Source organism: Halomonas sp. 25-S5 (assembly GCF_029889845.1).
Taxonomy (GTDB): Bacteria; Pseudomonadota; Gammaproteobacteria; order Pseudomonadales; family Halomonadaceae; genus Halomonas.
Genome location: NZ_JARANV010000009.1, coordinates 98,408 through 113,565, shown reverse-complemented (window position 1 = coordinate 113,565; position 15,158 = coordinate 98,408). Strand labels below are relative to the sequence as shown.

The 15,158-nt window shown below is 67.8% G+C and carries 9 protein-coding genes; 3 read left to right on the top strand and 6 right to left on the bottom strand.

All coding sequences use genetic code 11. From position 1 onward, the window contains the following. Positions 1 to 84: 84 nt before the first annotated feature. The 4 genes from OP498_RS08780 to OP498_RS08765 all read right to left on the bottom strand — a co-directional run bounded on the left by OP498_RS08780 (position 85) and on the right by OP498_RS08765 (position 7,785). Positions 85 to 4,926, bottom strand: coding sequence for an NAD-glutamate dehydrogenase (locus OP498_RS08780; protein WP_280553262.1), 4,842 nt, complete (start codon positions 4,924 to 4,926; stop codon positions 85 to 87). 181 nt (positions 4,927 to 5,107) lie between these two features. After that, positions 5,108 to 6,229: a tRNA (uridine(54)-C5)-methyltransferase TrmA gene (gene trmA, locus OP498_RS08775; protein WP_280547607.1), complete on the bottom strand. Its 1,122-nt coding sequence runs from the start codon at positions 6,227 to 6,229 to the stop codon at positions 5,108 to 5,110. Between the two features lie 66 nt (positions 6,230 to 6,295). Next, positions 6,296 to 7,072 (bottom strand): glutamate racemase, encoded by a 777-nt coding sequence (murI, locus tag OP498_RS08770; RefSeq protein WP_280547606.1) that lies wholly within the window; start codon positions 7,070 to 7,072, stop codon positions 6,296 to 6,298. A 167-nt stretch (positions 7,073 to 7,239) separates the two neighbouring features. After that, positions 7,240 to 7,785, bottom strand: a complete 546-nt coding sequence (locus tag OP498_RS08765; RefSeq protein WP_280547667.1) for a hemerythrin domain-containing protein — start codon at positions 7,783 to 7,785, stop codon at positions 7,240 to 7,242. Positions 7,786 to 7,988: 203 nt separating this feature from the next. On the opposite strand from OP498_RS08765, the gene OP498_RS08760 reads away from it, so the two are divergent. Next, positions 7,989 to 9,338 carry a replication-associated recombination protein A gene (locus OP498_RS08760; RefSeq protein WP_280553261.1) on the top strand — a complete coding sequence of 450 codons (1,350 nt, stop codon included), beginning with the start codon at positions 7,989 to 7,991 and terminating at the stop codon, positions 9,336 to 9,338. A gap of 198 nt (positions 9,339 to 9,536) precedes the next feature. On the opposite strand, the gene lolA is transcribed toward OP498_RS08760, so the two are convergent. Then, positions 9,537 to 10,166, bottom strand: coding sequence for an outer membrane lipoprotein chaperone LolA (gene lolA, locus OP498_RS08755; RefSeq protein WP_280553260.1), 630 nt, complete (start codon positions 10,164 to 10,166; stop codon positions 9,537 to 9,539). Between the two features lie 115 nt (positions 10,167 to 10,281). Next, positions 10,282 to 13,476: a DNA translocase FtsK 4TM domain-containing protein gene (locus OP498_RS08750; RefSeq protein ID WP_280553259.1), complete on the bottom strand. Its 3,195-nt coding sequence runs from the start codon at positions 13,474 to 13,476 to the stop codon at positions 10,282 to 10,284. A 154-nt stretch (positions 13,477 to 13,630) separates the two neighbouring features. On the opposite strand from OP498_RS08750, the gene aat reads away from it, so the two are divergent. Continuing rightward, positions 13,631 to 14,365 (top strand): leucyl/phenylalanyl-tRNA--protein transferase, encoded by a 735-nt coding sequence (gene aat, locus OP498_RS08745; protein WP_280553258.1) that lies wholly within the window; start codon positions 13,631 to 13,633, stop codon positions 14,363 to 14,365. 31 nt (positions 14,366 to 14,396) lie between these two features. Next, positions 14,397 to 15,134 carry an arginyltransferase gene (locus OP498_RS08740; protein WP_280553257.1) on the top strand — a complete coding sequence of 246 codons (738 nt, stop codon included), beginning with the start codon at positions 14,397 to 14,399 and terminating at the stop codon, positions 15,132 to 15,134. Positions 15,135 to 15,158 lie beyond the last annotated feature (24 nt).

Below are 15,158 nucleotides of genomic sequence, written 5' to 3'. Positions count from 1 at the left end.
GCCCCGTCTGACACCTGCCCCTATCAACAACAACCCCCGCCGATGGCGGGGGTTGTTGTTGATGGCCATGAGAACACCGACCGATCAGGTCTCACGATTGCTCTCGGCCAGGTCGACCAATTCGCGTACGGCCACCGCGAAGAGCGGGAAGCCGCCATGGGCGCCGCTGCTCACCTCCTCGAGCAGGCGACACCAGCGCTGGTGCATGCCCTGGTGCAGCGAGAGCCACTGTTCGACCCGCTCGGTGGAATCCCTGGGGCCGTCATCCATGCCCAGCACGCTGATGGTCAGCGCCAGCTGCTGGCGATCGATGTCGTCGCGGAAGGTCTCACGGGCCTGAGCCTGCCAGCTGTCGCGCACCTTGAGATCGGTGATCTGCTGGATCATCCACGGCAGCTCCAGGCGATCGCCGATCTCGTAGTACACCTCGGCGACACGCTGGGGCTTCTCGTTGGTCTGGCGGGCCGCCTGGATGATGCCGAGTGCCGCGTAGAGGCTGCCGGCGGCGGCCACGGTAGAGGCCAGGGCCTGTGGCACGCCGGCCTCCATGAGCTCGTTGCGGCGGGCCTCCCAGGCCTCGAGCTCTTCGCCGCGCAGGCGCTTGCCGATGTTCTCCTGCAGCTTTGCCAGGCGCGGGGCGAAGAAATCGATGGCATCCCGGGTATTCATGCCGGTGCGATTGCGCAGGAACCAACGGGTGGCACGACGCAGCATGCGCATCAGGTCGAGCATCATGGCGTACTGCACGGCGCTGGGCACCAGGTTGTCCAGCGCCTCGATCTGCTCCCAGAGGCGCGGCAGCTGGAAGCTGTCACGCGCGACCACGTAGGAGCGGGCGATAGTGGCACGGTCGGCGCCGGTGGAATCGATCAGCCGGCGCACGAAGACGATGCCCATGTGATCGACCAGGTCGTTGGCGACCTGGGTGGCGACGATCTCGCGCTTCAGGCGGTGGTCGTACATCTCCTGCTTGTAGCGCTCGACCAGCACCCCGGGGAAGATCCGCTCGACGAACTTGACGATGGTCGGGTCGTCGGGCACGTCAGAGGCGATCAGGTCGCCCTTGAGCACGCTCTTGGCGTAGGAGATCAGCACCGAGAGCTCCGGCAGCAACATCCCCTGCTCGTTGGCGGCGCGCTCCTTGAGCACCTCGTCGTCGGGCAGGAACTCGAGCTCGCGGTCGATCTGGCCGGCGGCCTCCAGCTCGCTGATGAAGCGCCGGAAGGGCCCGATGCCCTGCCGGGAGAGGAGCTCGGCGAGATCCAGCGCCTGGGTCTGGCGATAGTTGTCCAGCAGCACCAGGTCGGAGACTTCACCGGTCATGTCGGCGAGCAGCTGGTTGCGTTGCTTCTCGGTCATGTCTCCACGCTTGACCACCTCATCGATGAGGATCTTGATGTTGACCTCATGGTCGGAGCAGTTGACCCCGCCGGCGTTGTCGATGAAATCGGTGTTGACCCGGATGCCCCGGGCGGACGCTTCCATGCGCCCGCGCTGGGTGAGGCCGAGGTTGCCGCCCTCGCCGATGACCCGGCACTGTAGCTCGCGGCCATCGATGCGCAGGCCGTCGTTGGCCTTGTCTCCCACCTGGGCGTCGGTCTCCTCGCTGCTCTTGACGTAGGTCCCGATCCCGCCGTTCCACAGCAGGTCGACCCGTGACTTGAGCATGGCGCGGATCAGCTCGTTGGGGGCGAGCTTGTCCTCCTTGATGCCGAACAGCGCCTTCATCTGCTTGGAGATGGGGACGGTCTTGGCCGAGCGCTTGAACACCCCGCCGCCCTCGGAGATCAACTCGGCGTTGTAGTCTTCCCAGCTGGAGCGCGGCAGGGCGAACAGGCGCTGGCGCTCGGCGAAGCTCGCCGCCACGTCCGGGGTCGGATCGACGAAGATATGCAGATGGTTGAAGGCCCCCACCAGGCGGATCCTGTCGGAGAGCAGCATACCGTTGCCGAAGACGTCGCCCGCCATGTCACCGATGCCGAGCACCGTGAACTCGTCCTCCTGGGTGTTCAGCCCCAAGCCACGGAAGTGGCGCTTGACCGACTCCCAGCCCCCCTTGGCGGTGATGCCCATCTTCTTGTGGTCGTAGCCGTTGGCCCCGCCCGAGGCGAAAGCATCGCCCAGCCAGTGGCCGTACTCGGCCGAGATCTCGTTGGCGATGTCGGAGAAGGTCGCGGTGCCCTTGTCAGCGGCCACCACCAGATAGGCGTCGTCGTCATCGTGGCGCACCACGTCGCGAGGCGGCACGATCTCGCCCCCCACGCGGTTGTCGGTGACGTCGAGCAGGGCACGGATGAAGGTCTTGTAGCAGGCGATGCCCTCCTGCTGGAGGGCATCGCGGTCACCTCCCTCAGGAAGGCGCTTGCAGACGAAGCCACCCTTGGCGCCCACCGGCACGATCACGGCGTTCTTGACCTGCTGCGCCTTGACCAGGCCGAGCACCTCGGTGCGGAAATCCTCGAAGCGGTCGGACCAACGCAACCCGCCCCGCGCGACCTTGCCACCGCGCAGGTGCACCCCCTCCACGCGCGGCGAGCCGACGAATATCTCGTAGGCCGGCCGCGGCTTGGGCATGCCGGTGACCCGGGAAGGCTCCATCTTGAAGGACATGTAGTCCTTGTGACGGCCATCGTCGCCCCGCTGGTAGTAGTTGGTGCGCTGGGTCGCCTGGATCAGCTCCATGTAGCGGCGCAGCAGCTGGTCATCATTGAGGCTGGCGACATCGTCGAGCAGCCGGATGATACGCGCCATGCAGTTATCGATCTCACCTTCCGGCGGGCGCTGGGCTGGATCGAAGCGCAGCTCGAAGAGCGTCACCAGCTCACGGGTGATCTCCGGATGGTTGACCAGGGTGGTGGCCATGTAGTCCTGGGAGACACCGAAGCGGATCTGCTTGAGATAGCGGGCATAGCCTCGCAGCATGGCCACCTCGCGCCAGTCCAGGTTGGCGCCGATGATCAGCCGGTTGAAGGGGTCGTTGTCAGCTTCCCCGTTCCAGATCCGCTGGAAGGCCTCGACGAAGGGCCCGCGCATCTCCTGCAGATTGACCTCGGTACTGGTGTGGTGCTCCAGATCGAAGTCGTGAATCCAGTAGCTGCCGTCGCTGGCCTGCAGCTCGTAGGGGCGCTCGCCGATCACCCGCAGCCCCAGGTTCTCCATCATCGGCAGCACGTCGGAGAGCGGGATGGGCTGGTCACGGTGGAACAGCTTGAGGTTGACCCCGCTGCCCTCCTCCTCGACCAGCCGGTAGAGGGAGAGCGCCAGCGGACAGCCGTCATCAAGCTCGCTGATGTGCTGCAGGTCGTAGACCGCGGTACGCGCCGAAAAGTCGTCGCGATAGCTGGCGGGGAAGGCATCGCGGAAGCGGTCCATCAGCAGGTTGGCCTGCTCCTCGCCGAATCCCTCGATGGCGGCGCCTTGGAGGTCGTCGCGCCAGTTGCGGGCCAGGGTCGCCAGCTTGACTTCCAGGCGTCGCAGGTCGTAGTCGGCGGGCTGGTCCCCCTTGAAGCGCAGGATGAACTGGATGCGGGCCAGCACCGACTCCGAGAGGTAGGTGTTGAAATCGCCGAAGGTGGCGTCGAGTTCCTCGCAGAGCAGGGCCTGGGTGCGCAGACGCAGCTCGGTGGAGAACACATCGCGTGGCACGAAGGCCAGGCAGGAGTAGAACTTGCCGGAGCGGTCCTCGCGGATGAACAGTCGCACCCGGCGCCGCTCGCGCATGTCGAGGATGCCCAGGGCCGTCTGGGTCAGCTCGTCGGTGTCAATCTGGAAGAGATCGTCGCGCGGATAGACCTCGAGGATGTGCAGCAGGTGCTTGCCGTTGTGTCCCTTGGGGTTGAAGCCGGACTTGTCCATCACCGTCTTGAGCTTGCGACGCAGGATGGGCACGTTGCGCGGCGACTCGTTGTAGACGGTGGCGGTGAACAGGCCGAGGAAGCGGCGCTCGCCGATCACCCGCCCCTGGTCGTCGTAGCGATCGATCGAGATGTAGTCGGGATAGGTCGGGCGATGGATCCGCGCATGATGGGCGCTCTTGGCGAACGACAGCAGCTGGGGGACCAGCACGTAGTGGTCCCCCTCGACGCCCTGGTCGGTGCGGATACGCTCCTGGTAGCGGGGCTGGTCGAGGCGGAACACGCCCAGCTTGCTCTCGTCGACCCGGTCGAGGCGCTGCCGCCCATCGGCCTCGTGGACGACATACTCGTCGTAGCCGAGGAAGGTGAAGTTGTCATGCAGCAGCCATTCGAGAAAGGCGATGGCCTCCTCGTGATCGCCGGCATCGACCTGCTCCGGGCGCGAGGCCTTGAGCTCGGTGACAGCCGCCCGGGCCTGCTCGCGCATCGGCTCGAAGTCGGCCACCGCGGTGCGCACGTCGCGAAGGATTTCCTGCAGGCTCGCCTCGATGTCCTCGAGCAGCGCCGGGTCCGAGTGGCGGTCGACCTCGATGGCGATCAGCGACTCTCGGCCTTGCGGGGCATCGGCCTGCCGGGTCGGAGTGACCCGGTTGAGCCGATGCTGGCCGTCGCGCTCCGTCGCCAGCACCGCATTGTGGATGGCGTGGACGGTCATGCCCCGCCGGTTGAGCTCGATGCGTACCGAGTCGACCAGGAAGGGCATGTCCTCGTGGAGCACGGCGATGAAGGTGTGTGTGGACTGCCAGCCATGCTGCTCGAAGTCGGGGTTGAACACCCGCACCTTGGGATCGGCAGGATCGAATTGCTGCAGGAAGTGCCATACGGCGAGGGTGGCGCCATAGATGTCGTCGAGACGGCGGTCGGCCAGGTCATCGAGCGGTACCGTGGCATAGAAGTGGCGGGCGAAGGCACCGACTTGGGCGGCCTTGTCTTCGTCCAGACGGCCTTGCAGCCGCTCCTCGAGTTGCTTAAGCAGATCCTGGCGGGTCTCCTCGTGTGCGACGTGTTGCATCCATCACCTCGGCTGCCTGCGGCCGCCGGAGGCGGCCGGGAGAACTTGACGTGGCGGCCCCCTGGCCGCATCGCCTTCCAGCTTACGTCACTTCCCGCGCCCACCCCAGCCACATGCCCCTTCACTCATGGAGCATGTCGTTTGCGCATCGCCGCTTGACATCCAGTCGGCCCGCGACGCCTCAGTCACGGCGCTCCAGCAGGACCCCGCATTCACAGTGATGCGTCCAGGGAAACTGGTCGAAGAGCGCGAAACGCCGGATGTCGTGGGTGCGGGCCAGCGTCTCGAGATTGTCGGCCAGGGTCTCGGGGTTGCATGAAATATAGACGATACGCGCATAGTCGCTGAGTTGGCGACAGCTCTCGTCATCGAGACCCGCCCGGGGCGGGTCGACCAGCACCGTGGAGAAGGCATAGTCGTCGAGGGCCATCTCGGCCACCCGGCGCCCACCCTTCTCGCCCTTCAGGGCCTGGGAGAACTCCTCGGCGGACATGCGACCGACCTCGGCGTTGCCGATGCCATTGGCCGCCAGGTTGACCCGGGCACTGGCCACCGAGGTTCGCGAGATCTCGGTGGCCAGTACCCGCCGGAAGTTGTCGGCCAGCGCCACGGTGAAGTTGCCGTTGCCGCAGTAGAGCTCCACCAGGTCACCGTTCTGGCTGCCCCGAGTGACGTCCCGAGCCCAGGCCAGCATCGCGCGGCAGATCTCGGCATTGGGCTGGGTGAAGCTGTTCTCCACCTGCTGGTAGACCAGGTCATCGCCGTCCACGGCGAGGCGCTCCCAGACATGGTCACGCGCCAGCACCAGGCGCTGCTTGCGGGCGCGGCCGATGACCATAATGCCCAATGCCTGCTGGAGGGCACGGGCCTCGGCCTCCCAGGCCTCATCGAGCCGACGATGATAGATCAGGGTGACCAGCGCCTCGCCGGAGAGGGTAGTGAGAAACTCTACCTGGAACAGCCGGCGGCGCAGCAGGTCGTTGTCGCGGATGGCATCGAGCAGGCGCGGCATGAGGTCATTGATCTGCCGGCTGGCCACCGGATAGTCATCCAGGCGGACCACCGTCTTGCGCTTCGGATCCTCGGGGTCCCCCTCGGTCCCCTGCATTTCGAACATCGCATAGAAGAGGTCATCCCCCTGGTGCCAAAGGCGAAATTCGCAGCGCTGACGATAGTGACTCGGCGGTGAGGGAAACACCTCGAGCGTTGGCGGCGCGAAGCGCGCGAAGTCACGGCTGATGCGCTCGCGCTTGGCCGCGAGCTGCTGGTCATAGCGGGCGGGATCGACGACGGGAATGGCCACGGCGGCTCCTGGGAAGAAGATGACAAGATTGCGAGAGTCATGCAGATGCCGACACGCGCGATCGGCTCAGGCCGGATGCAGCAGCCTCGGCGAGGCGAAGCCGAAGGTGGCCAGCCCCCTGCCCAGGCGTTCGTCGGGGGTGGTGACGAAGCTCGGCGTGTCGCCCTGGCGAGGGGCGAAAACCGTTACCACCTGGGCCACCCGGCGGGCGATGGCCTCGCCGGAGTCGATCCAGGTCACCTGCCGCGGCGCGGCCTCGGCGAGCCACGGGGCCAGCAGCGGGAAGTGGGTGCAGCCGAGCACCACGGTATCCAGATCGGGATCCTCCCACAGCGGGGCGAGGGCCTGGCACAGAATCGTCCGGTCGGGAAGCTCCCCGGCCACCAGGCGCTCCGCCTCGATGACCAGGGCATCCGCGGCGACCCGGGTCACCCGGCAGTCGGCGGCGAAATCCTGGATCAGCTGCAAGGTGTAGGGCCGCGACACCGTGGCACGCGTCGCCAGCAGGCCGATATGGCGCGTCCGGCTGAGCTGGGCCGCCGGCTTGATGGCCGGCACGGTGCCGACCACGGGGATCGCCAGGCACTCGCGCAAGACGTCCAGCGCCAGGGTGCTGGCGGTATTGCAGGCCACCACCAGGGCACTGCAGCCACTGGCCGCGACGGCGGCCTCGCACACGGCCCGGATTCGCTGTACCAGCCAAGCATCCTCGCGCTGGCCATAGGGCAGCATGGCATTGTCGCAGGCATAGGCCAGAGCGGCCTCAGGCAGGCGCTGGCGCAGCGCCTGGACCACCGACAGCCCGCCGACGCCGGAATCGAAGACCAGGATCGGCCCCGCCATCAACCTTGACTCCGATGCCACAGGGCCAGGTCTCTAGAGATGGTCGAGGGCGTGTGAAGCAGGAGCGGATCATGCATGACGAGAGGAAGGCAGCTGAGCATGTCAGCCATTCTACCCCAGACCCGGAGCAGAGCAGAAACCCGCGCCCGATATCGGCGGCGGGAGGGTCAGGTCATCGGCTCGGGGGCATCACGTAGCTCGGCATAGAGCTCGGGATAGGCCTCCTGCAGCCGCTCGAGCTGCGCCTGGGCGCCCTCGGGCAGCGCCGCCGCGAGGGCCTCGAGGTCCTGGTCGTTGAAGTGCTCACGGATCAGCGGGAACAGCAGCTCGCGCTCGTCCCGCAGGTAGGCACGGTGACTGTCCAGGTAGGCCTTGAGGTCCTCGGCGAAGCGGTCCATGGGCACCACAGCATCCATCAGGATCATGTCGAGGTCGTTGGACAGCCGCTTTAGCCGGGACTTCAGCGACCGATAGTCCCGGGACAGGCGCTCGGTGACCTCGACACTCGAGGGGTCGAGCTCCTTGAGGCGCTCGGTGCAGACCTTCTCGAGTGGCTGGGTGAAGCCTTCCTGATAGTCGAGAATGTAGTCGACGACCTCCCGGACCAGCTGGAAGTTGGGACGCTCGCCGCACGCCAGGGACTTCTGCTTGAGCTGCAGGACGTGCAACATGCGCGCCATGTTGGCATGATCCTGACGCAACTGCTTCAGCATGGGCATGACAGGAGTCTCCTCTGTGGCGATGTGGAACATCACTCTTCGATTCACCGCGGCAGGTCGGGTTCACCGAGCCGTGCCCCGAGGCAAGGCCAACCTGTCTCAAGCTAGCCCCTCAGGGGGAATTGTGCCTGTCGCCCAAGGTCGTATTGCCTGCGACGACACATCCACTCTAGCAGTCGCGAGCCAAGGAGTCAGAAATGGATCTCTTCCAGGGCAACACCCCCGACGATGCCGCGCCGCTCGCCTTTCGCATGCGCCCGCGCCGGCTCGAGGACTATGTGGGGCAGCAGGCGCTGGTCGGCCCTGGCAAGCCCCTGGCGCGCATGGCCGAGAGCGGCGTGGTGCGCTCGATGATCCTCTGGGGCCCCCCGGGGACCGGCAAAACCACCCTGGCCGAGATCCTCGCCGAGGTATCCGGCGCCCACCTGGAGCACCTCTCGGCGGTGATGGCTGGGGTCAAGGAGATCCGTGCCGCCGTCGATCGCGCCCGGGACAGGCAGGCCCGCGAGCGCCCCACCCTGCTGTTCCTCGACGAGATCCACCGCCTCAACAAGAGCCAACAGGATGCCCTGCTGCCCCATGTCGAGTCGGGGCTGCTGACACTGATCGGCGCCACCACGGAGAACCCCTCCTTCGAGGTCAACTCGGCGCTGCTCTCCCGAGCACGCGTGCACGTATTGAAATCGCTCGCCGAGGAGGAACTCGTGGAGGTGATGCGGCGGGCGCTGGCCGACGAGGCGCGCGGCCTGGGCGCTCGGCAGATCCGCGTGGACGACGCCGTGCTGGCGCTGTTGGCCCGGGCCGCCGCCGGCGATGCCCGCCGCGCCCTGGGCCTGTTGGAGACCGCCTGTGACTTCACCGTGGCCGAGGGCGACGGCGAGCGCCTACTTCGCCAGGCACTGGAAGACGTCATCGGCCACCAGGCCAGCGCCTTCGACAAGCAGGGCGACCACTTCTACGACCTGCTCTCGGCGATCCACAAGTCGGTGCGCTCCTCGCGACCCGACGCCGCCCTCCTCTATATCGCCCGCTTCGTGCAGGGCGGCGGCGATCCGCTGGACGTGATCCGCCGCCTCGCGGCCGTCGCTTCGGAAGACGTGGGCAACGCCGACCCGCGCGCCCTGCCCCTGGTGATGTCCGCCTGGGACGCCTACCTGCGCCTGGGCGACCACGAGGGCCAGCGCGCCATCGCCCACGCCGCCATCCACCTGGCGGTGGCCCCCAAGAGCAACGCCATCGACCAGGCTTGGAAGCAGGCCAAGGCCTTCGTGGCGGAGCAGCCCCAGCTGGAGGTGCCAAGCTACCTGCGCAACGCCCCGACCAAGCTGATGGAATCCCTGGGTCACGGCCAGGGCTACCGCTACGCGCACCACGAGCCCCACGGCTATCCCGCCGGCAGCACCCATGACTGCTGGCCGTCCGCCGTCCCCCAACAGCATTTCTACACGCCCACGGAATACGGCCAGGAGAAGCGCTACGGCCAGCTCATGGCCTGGCGGGAGCAGCTCGACCGGGAAGCGGATGGGGACGGTGGCGACAGCACCTAGAGAACAGTGGCAAGCAGCCAAGCGGCCAAGCGGCCAAGCGGCCAAGCGGCCAAGCGGCCAAGCGGCCAAGCAGGATAACCTAGCCCCAAAAAGAACCCCCGCCGGACCTCAAATCCGACGGGGGCACTCATTCTTTGCCTCAATGCCTGCCACCTGCCACCGAACAGCTTGGCGGCTCGGCGCTTTCAGCTCGGCGCTTTACTGCGTATCGCGGATCACGTCGGTGCCCTCGGGGATCTCGAAGGTGAAGCGGCTGTCGTCCAGCGGCTCGTTCATGCGCACGTTGTCGAACTCGATGGCGGTGCGCTGCCCGGTGCTGTCGGTCATCTGCAGCAGGTTCAGCGCCTCGCCGCGGAAGGTCATCTTCAATTCCTCAAACAGGGTATCGGGATCCTTGGGCACCAGGGTAAAGGTCTCGCTGCTGCCCTGCTGCTGACGGCTGACGTCGTAGCTGCCCGTCAACTCGTCGGCGCTGCCGGACAGCAGCAGGGCCGGGGTATGGGTCACCCGCTGGTCCAGCGGCTGCACCGTGGCCTGCTCCAGGTCCGGGTCGTAGAGGGTGACCTCCTCGCCTGTGGAGACCACCACCTGCTCGTAGGGGGCATCCACCTCCCAGCGGAACTTGCCGGGACGCGATAGCCACATGCGGCCGTGGACCTCCTGCAGGCGCTGGCCGCTGCCATCGAGGATCTGCTGCTCGAAGTCCGCCACGTAGGTCTCGAGCGGCTCGAGAATGTCCGCCAGCCGCTCGGCGCCTTCGCTGGCCAGGGCCGACATCGGCACGGCGAGCGTCATGGTCAGCGCGGCGAGGGTCTTCTTCACTATCATCGTCTGTGTCTCCCTGAACGGGTCCATCATGGCGTCCTGTCACTCGGACCCGGGATACCCCGGCGGGTTGCATCCCCGCCGGGGGCTTCCATCATTGCTGCAAGGTTGCCACGCGTCAGTGGCCCACCGGCGGCGGGGCCAGCACCTCACGCGCACCGTTGGTGCCCATGGTGGAGACCACCCCGGCCATTTCCATGGATTCGACCAGTCGCGCGGCCCGGTTGTAGCCGATCTTGAAGCGGCGCTGCACCGCCGAGATGGAGGCCCGGCGACTCTCGGTGACATAGGCCACCGCCTCGTCGTAGAGGGCATCCTGCTCGGCGTCGTCGTCACCGCCGCCCTCGGCCTCCAGGCCGGTGAGGGCCTCGGCGGAGACGCCGCCGGAGAGGATCTCGTCGATGTACTCCGGCTCGCCGCGGCGCTTCCAGTCCTCGACCACCCGATGCACCTCGTCGTCGTCAACGAAGGCACCATGGACGCGGGTCGGCATGCCGGAGCCGGCCGGCAGATAGAGCATGTCGCCGTGGCCGAGCAGGTTCTCGGCGCCCCCCTGGTCGAGGATGGTGCGCGAGTCGACCCGGGACGAGACCTGGAAGGCCATGCGGGTGGGAATGTTGGCCTTGATCAGACCGGTGACCACGTCCACCGAGGGACGCTGGGTGGCCAGTATCAGGTGGATGCCGGCGGCGCGGGCCTTCTGGGCCAGCCGCGCGATCAGCTCCTCGACCTTCTTGCCGACGATCATGAACATGTCGGCGAACTCGTCGATCACCACCACGATGTAGGGCAGCTTCTCGAGCACCGGCGGCGACTGGTGCATCTCCCAGGGCTGGGGCTCCCAGAGCGGGTCGGCCACCCGGGCGCCGGCCCGCTCGGCCTCGTCGAGCTTGCCGTTGAAGCCGGCGATGTTGCGCACGCCCATGGACGCCATCAGCTTGTAGCGACGCTCCATCTCGGCCACGCACCAGCGCAGCGCGTTGGCGGCCTCCTTCATGTCGGTGACCACCGGCGCCAGCAGGTGCGGGATGCCGTCGTAGACCGACAGTTCCAGCATCTTGGGGTCGACCATGATCATGCGCAGCTCGTCGGGCGTCGCCTTGAGCAGCATGGAGATCAGCATGGCATTGACCCCCACCGACTTGCCCGAGCCGGTGGTGCCGGCCACCAGCAGGTGGGGCATCTTGCCGAGGTTGGCCACCACCGGGCCGCCCCCGATATCCTGGCCCAGGGCCAGGGTCAGCGCCGAGGCCTCGTGCTGGTAGCGGTCGGAGTCGATCACCTCGCGCAGCCGGATCATCGCGCGATGCGGGTTGGGGATCTCGATGCCCACGGTCGGGCGGCCAGGAATCACCTCCACCACGCGCACACTCTTGACCATCAGCGAGCGCGCCAGGTCCTTGGCCAGGTTGCTGATCTTGGAGACCTTCACGCCGGCTGCCGGCTTGATCTCGAAGCGCGTGATCACCGGGCCCGGCCAGGTCTCGACCACTTCGGCCTTGACCCCGTACTCGCGCAGCCGCGTCTCGAGCAGTTCGGCCATCTCGGCCAGCTGCTGCTCGGAGTAGTTGCGCTGCTGGGGCTGCGGCGGCGTCAGCAGCCGCAGGCTGGGCAGCTCGCCATCGGGTTCCGGCAGCTCGTCGAGCACCGGCCGCTGGCTCTGCAGGTGCTCCACGGTCCACAGGGCCGGCCCCTCGGGCTCGTCGGCGGCCTCGCGCCCCTGCTCGGCGGTCGCCACCTGGGGCGCCGGCTCCGGCGTCGGTTCCGGTGGGGCAACCCCCGGATCACGCCGGCCGGTGGACGCCTCCCCGTCCCCCATGGCGCCCTCACTCGTCGGCACCCAGGCCAGTTGCGGTTCGTCCGTGTCGTCGGGCTCCTCCCGGTAGGCGTCCTGCCAGTCGACCAGCTCCGGCTCACGGCGCCGCCCCTCGCGGGCCGGCGAGTGCGGCGAGGCCCCCGAGGAGGCCCGGGCGGGGGGCGGCGCATCGGCCTCCCCGCCGGCTTCGGCGCTGACGGAGGCGGCATCGACGCTTGCATCGAGACGCCCCTCGTCACGCCAGGCCCGCAGGGCGGGACCCTGCCAGGCCGGCATCACCTCGTCATCATCGGGCAGTACCGGCTCGGGCACCGTTTCCGGGACCCGGCGTGTGCTGTCCTTTTCGCGGCTCTCCGGCCCGGTGCGCGACGTCTCGCCAGGCACGGGTGGAGCGGCGTGGCGAGCATCGGGCGTCGGCTCGCGTGAGGCCGGGGGCATCGTGGCGTCGGCAGGCATCGCCTCGGCGTGGGGCGAGGAGGCGGGCATCCGCTGCTCCCCCGGCGGGGTAATCGCCACCCGCGGCTCCATGGCCTCACGGGCGGCCCGGGCGGTGTAGGCCGCCTCGGGTTTCTTGGCCGAGGGCGTGCGCTCGGGCACCTCCCAGGGAATGTCGGTCACACCGTCGTTGCCGAAACCGGGTTCGCGACGCGAGACCCCGTCGGCGGCCAGCACCGGGTCGGCCTCGCGACGACGGCCGCCCCCCAGACGCTGCCACCAGCGCGGCCGGTGATCGGCCTCGGGCGAGGCCTCGTCGGCCTCCCGCTCATCGGCTTGGGCGACCGGGGGCTCACTCTCTTCCCGGGCCTGGTCACGCTGCTCGGCGCGTCGTTCGCGCACCAGGCCGAAACGGTCGGCCACCCAGCGCCATAGCGCCAGGCTGCGGTGGCCCAGCTCATCCATCACCGTCAGCCAGGAGAGCCCGGAGAACAGGGGAAAACCGCAGAGCATGGCGGCCACGGCCAGCAGGCCGGTACCGCCCGTCCCCACCAGGGGGATCAGGGCACCGACCAGCCCCTCGCCGAGGATGCCCCCCGTGGAGTAGGGCAAGGAGCCATCGGGACGGTAGAAGTGCAGCGCCCCCAGGGTGGTGGAGCCCAGCAGCAGCAGCACCAGCCCCCCACAGCGCACCGCCAAGGCGGTGGCATCCCACTCGAAGCGCACCTGTCGCGAACTGATCAGCCACCAGGCGGCGAACCCCAGCATGCCGGGCCACCACAGGGCACTGACCCCGAACAGCGAGTACAGCACATCGGCGAGCCAGGCCCCGATGGGCCCCATCCAGTTGACGACCTCGGTCTCGGGGCCGCTGCGCGACCAGCCGGGATCCTGGGCACGGAAGCTGTAGAGCGCCAGCAACAGGAACACACAGGCGGCCAGCAGCAGGATCACCACGCCCTCGCGCGCTGACCCCTGCAGCCGCAGGCCGACGCGCTTCGCCGTCTCCCTGGCATTCGCCGCCGTCACCCGACGTGACGAGGTCCTCTTCTTGGCACTCAAGCGGCCATCCCCCTTGCGCCAACATGGCGTCTTCCAGATTTCATTGTGCTCAATCATACCGAGCAAGTGCTCACCATCACAGGGCCTGCATGCCTTGAGCCTCATCCCGCCGCGCGGCAGACTGGGCGGGTCATCAACGAGGAAGACGCTGCCCATGCTCCCCTGGCTCCCTGAGCGCCCCGTGGGCTTCCCGCCCATCGCATCTGCCCTGCGCGATCCCGACGGCCTGCTGGCCGCCGGCGGGGCCCTGACCCCGGAATGGCTGCTGGCTGCCTATCGCCGCGGCATCTTTCCCTGGTTCAGCGATGACCAGCCGGTCCTGTGGTGGAGCCCGGACCCGCGCATGGTGCTGTTCCCGGATGAGATCCGGGTGCGGCGCAGCCTCGCCAAGCGGCTGCGCAACGCCGGTTTCCGGATCACCGCCGACACCGCCTTCGAAGGGGTGGTGGCGGCCTGCATGGCGCCCCGTGACGGTCAGCCCGGCACCTGGATCACCGCCGAGATGCAGACGGCCTATGGGCGCCTGCACCGGCTCGGCGCGGCCCATTCGGTGGAGGTGTGGCACGCCGACGAACTGGTGGGCGGCCTCTACGGGGTGGCCATGGGGCCGGTATTCTTCGGCGAATCGATGTTCTCCCGTCAGGCGGATGCCTCGAAAGTGGCCCTGGTGCACCTTGCCCGGGCCATGACCGCCGGCGGTGGCCGGCTGATCGACTGCCAGATGCATACCGGGCACCTGGCCAGCCTGGGGGCCAGGGACATCGCCCGGAGCGAGTTCATCGGCTATCTTGAACAGTGGCTGGGCGATGCCGGCAGTGGCCGCCGGGAGACGGTCGACGACATCTCGGCAGCGACCTGGCCCTTCGATGCGATCGACACCCTTGCATGACCGAGCCAGCGATTCAGAGGAGATGGCAGCCTTGAGCAGCAATGCCCCCCGGCAGCCGGTAAGGGACCTGCGCTTCTTCCTGACCGTGCCCCATGCCTGCAGCTACCTGGCAGGCCGCGAGGCGACCACCCTGTTCCTCGACCCCCAGGAGTCACCGGGCCAGGGGGTCTACGATGCCCTGGCCCTGCTCGGCTTCCGCCGCAGCGGTCGTCACCTCTATCGACCCCACTGCGACGCCTGCAATGCCTGCATCTCGGTGCGCATCCCGGTGGCGGAGTTCGTGCCGAGTCGCACCCAGCGCAAGCTGGCCAATCGCAACGCCGACCTGACGCTGCACGTGCGTCCCGCCCTCTTCGATGCCGAGCACTATGCGCTCTATGCCCACTACGTCCGGACCCGTCACGCCGACGGCGACATGTACCCACCGAGCCACGAACAGTACCGTACCTTCCTGACCCTCGATCAGGCCTACGCCAGGCTGCTGGAGTTCCGGCTCGACGGCCGGCTGGTGGCCGTCTCGGCCTTCGACCAGCTCGAGCACGGCCTCTCGGCCATCTACACCTTCTTCGACCCCGCGCTGGAGCTGGAGCGTCGCTCGCTGGGCACCTTCGCCGTGCTCTCGCTGATCCAGCGTGCCTGGGACCAGGGGCTGCCCCATGTCTATCTGGGCTACTGGATCCGCGAGTGCCGCAAGATGAACTACAAGCAATCCTTCCGGCCGCTGGAGATGCTCGACGGCCGCCACTGGCGCCGCATGATCACCCTGTAAGGGCGAGCGGAGCGCGGGTTCCTT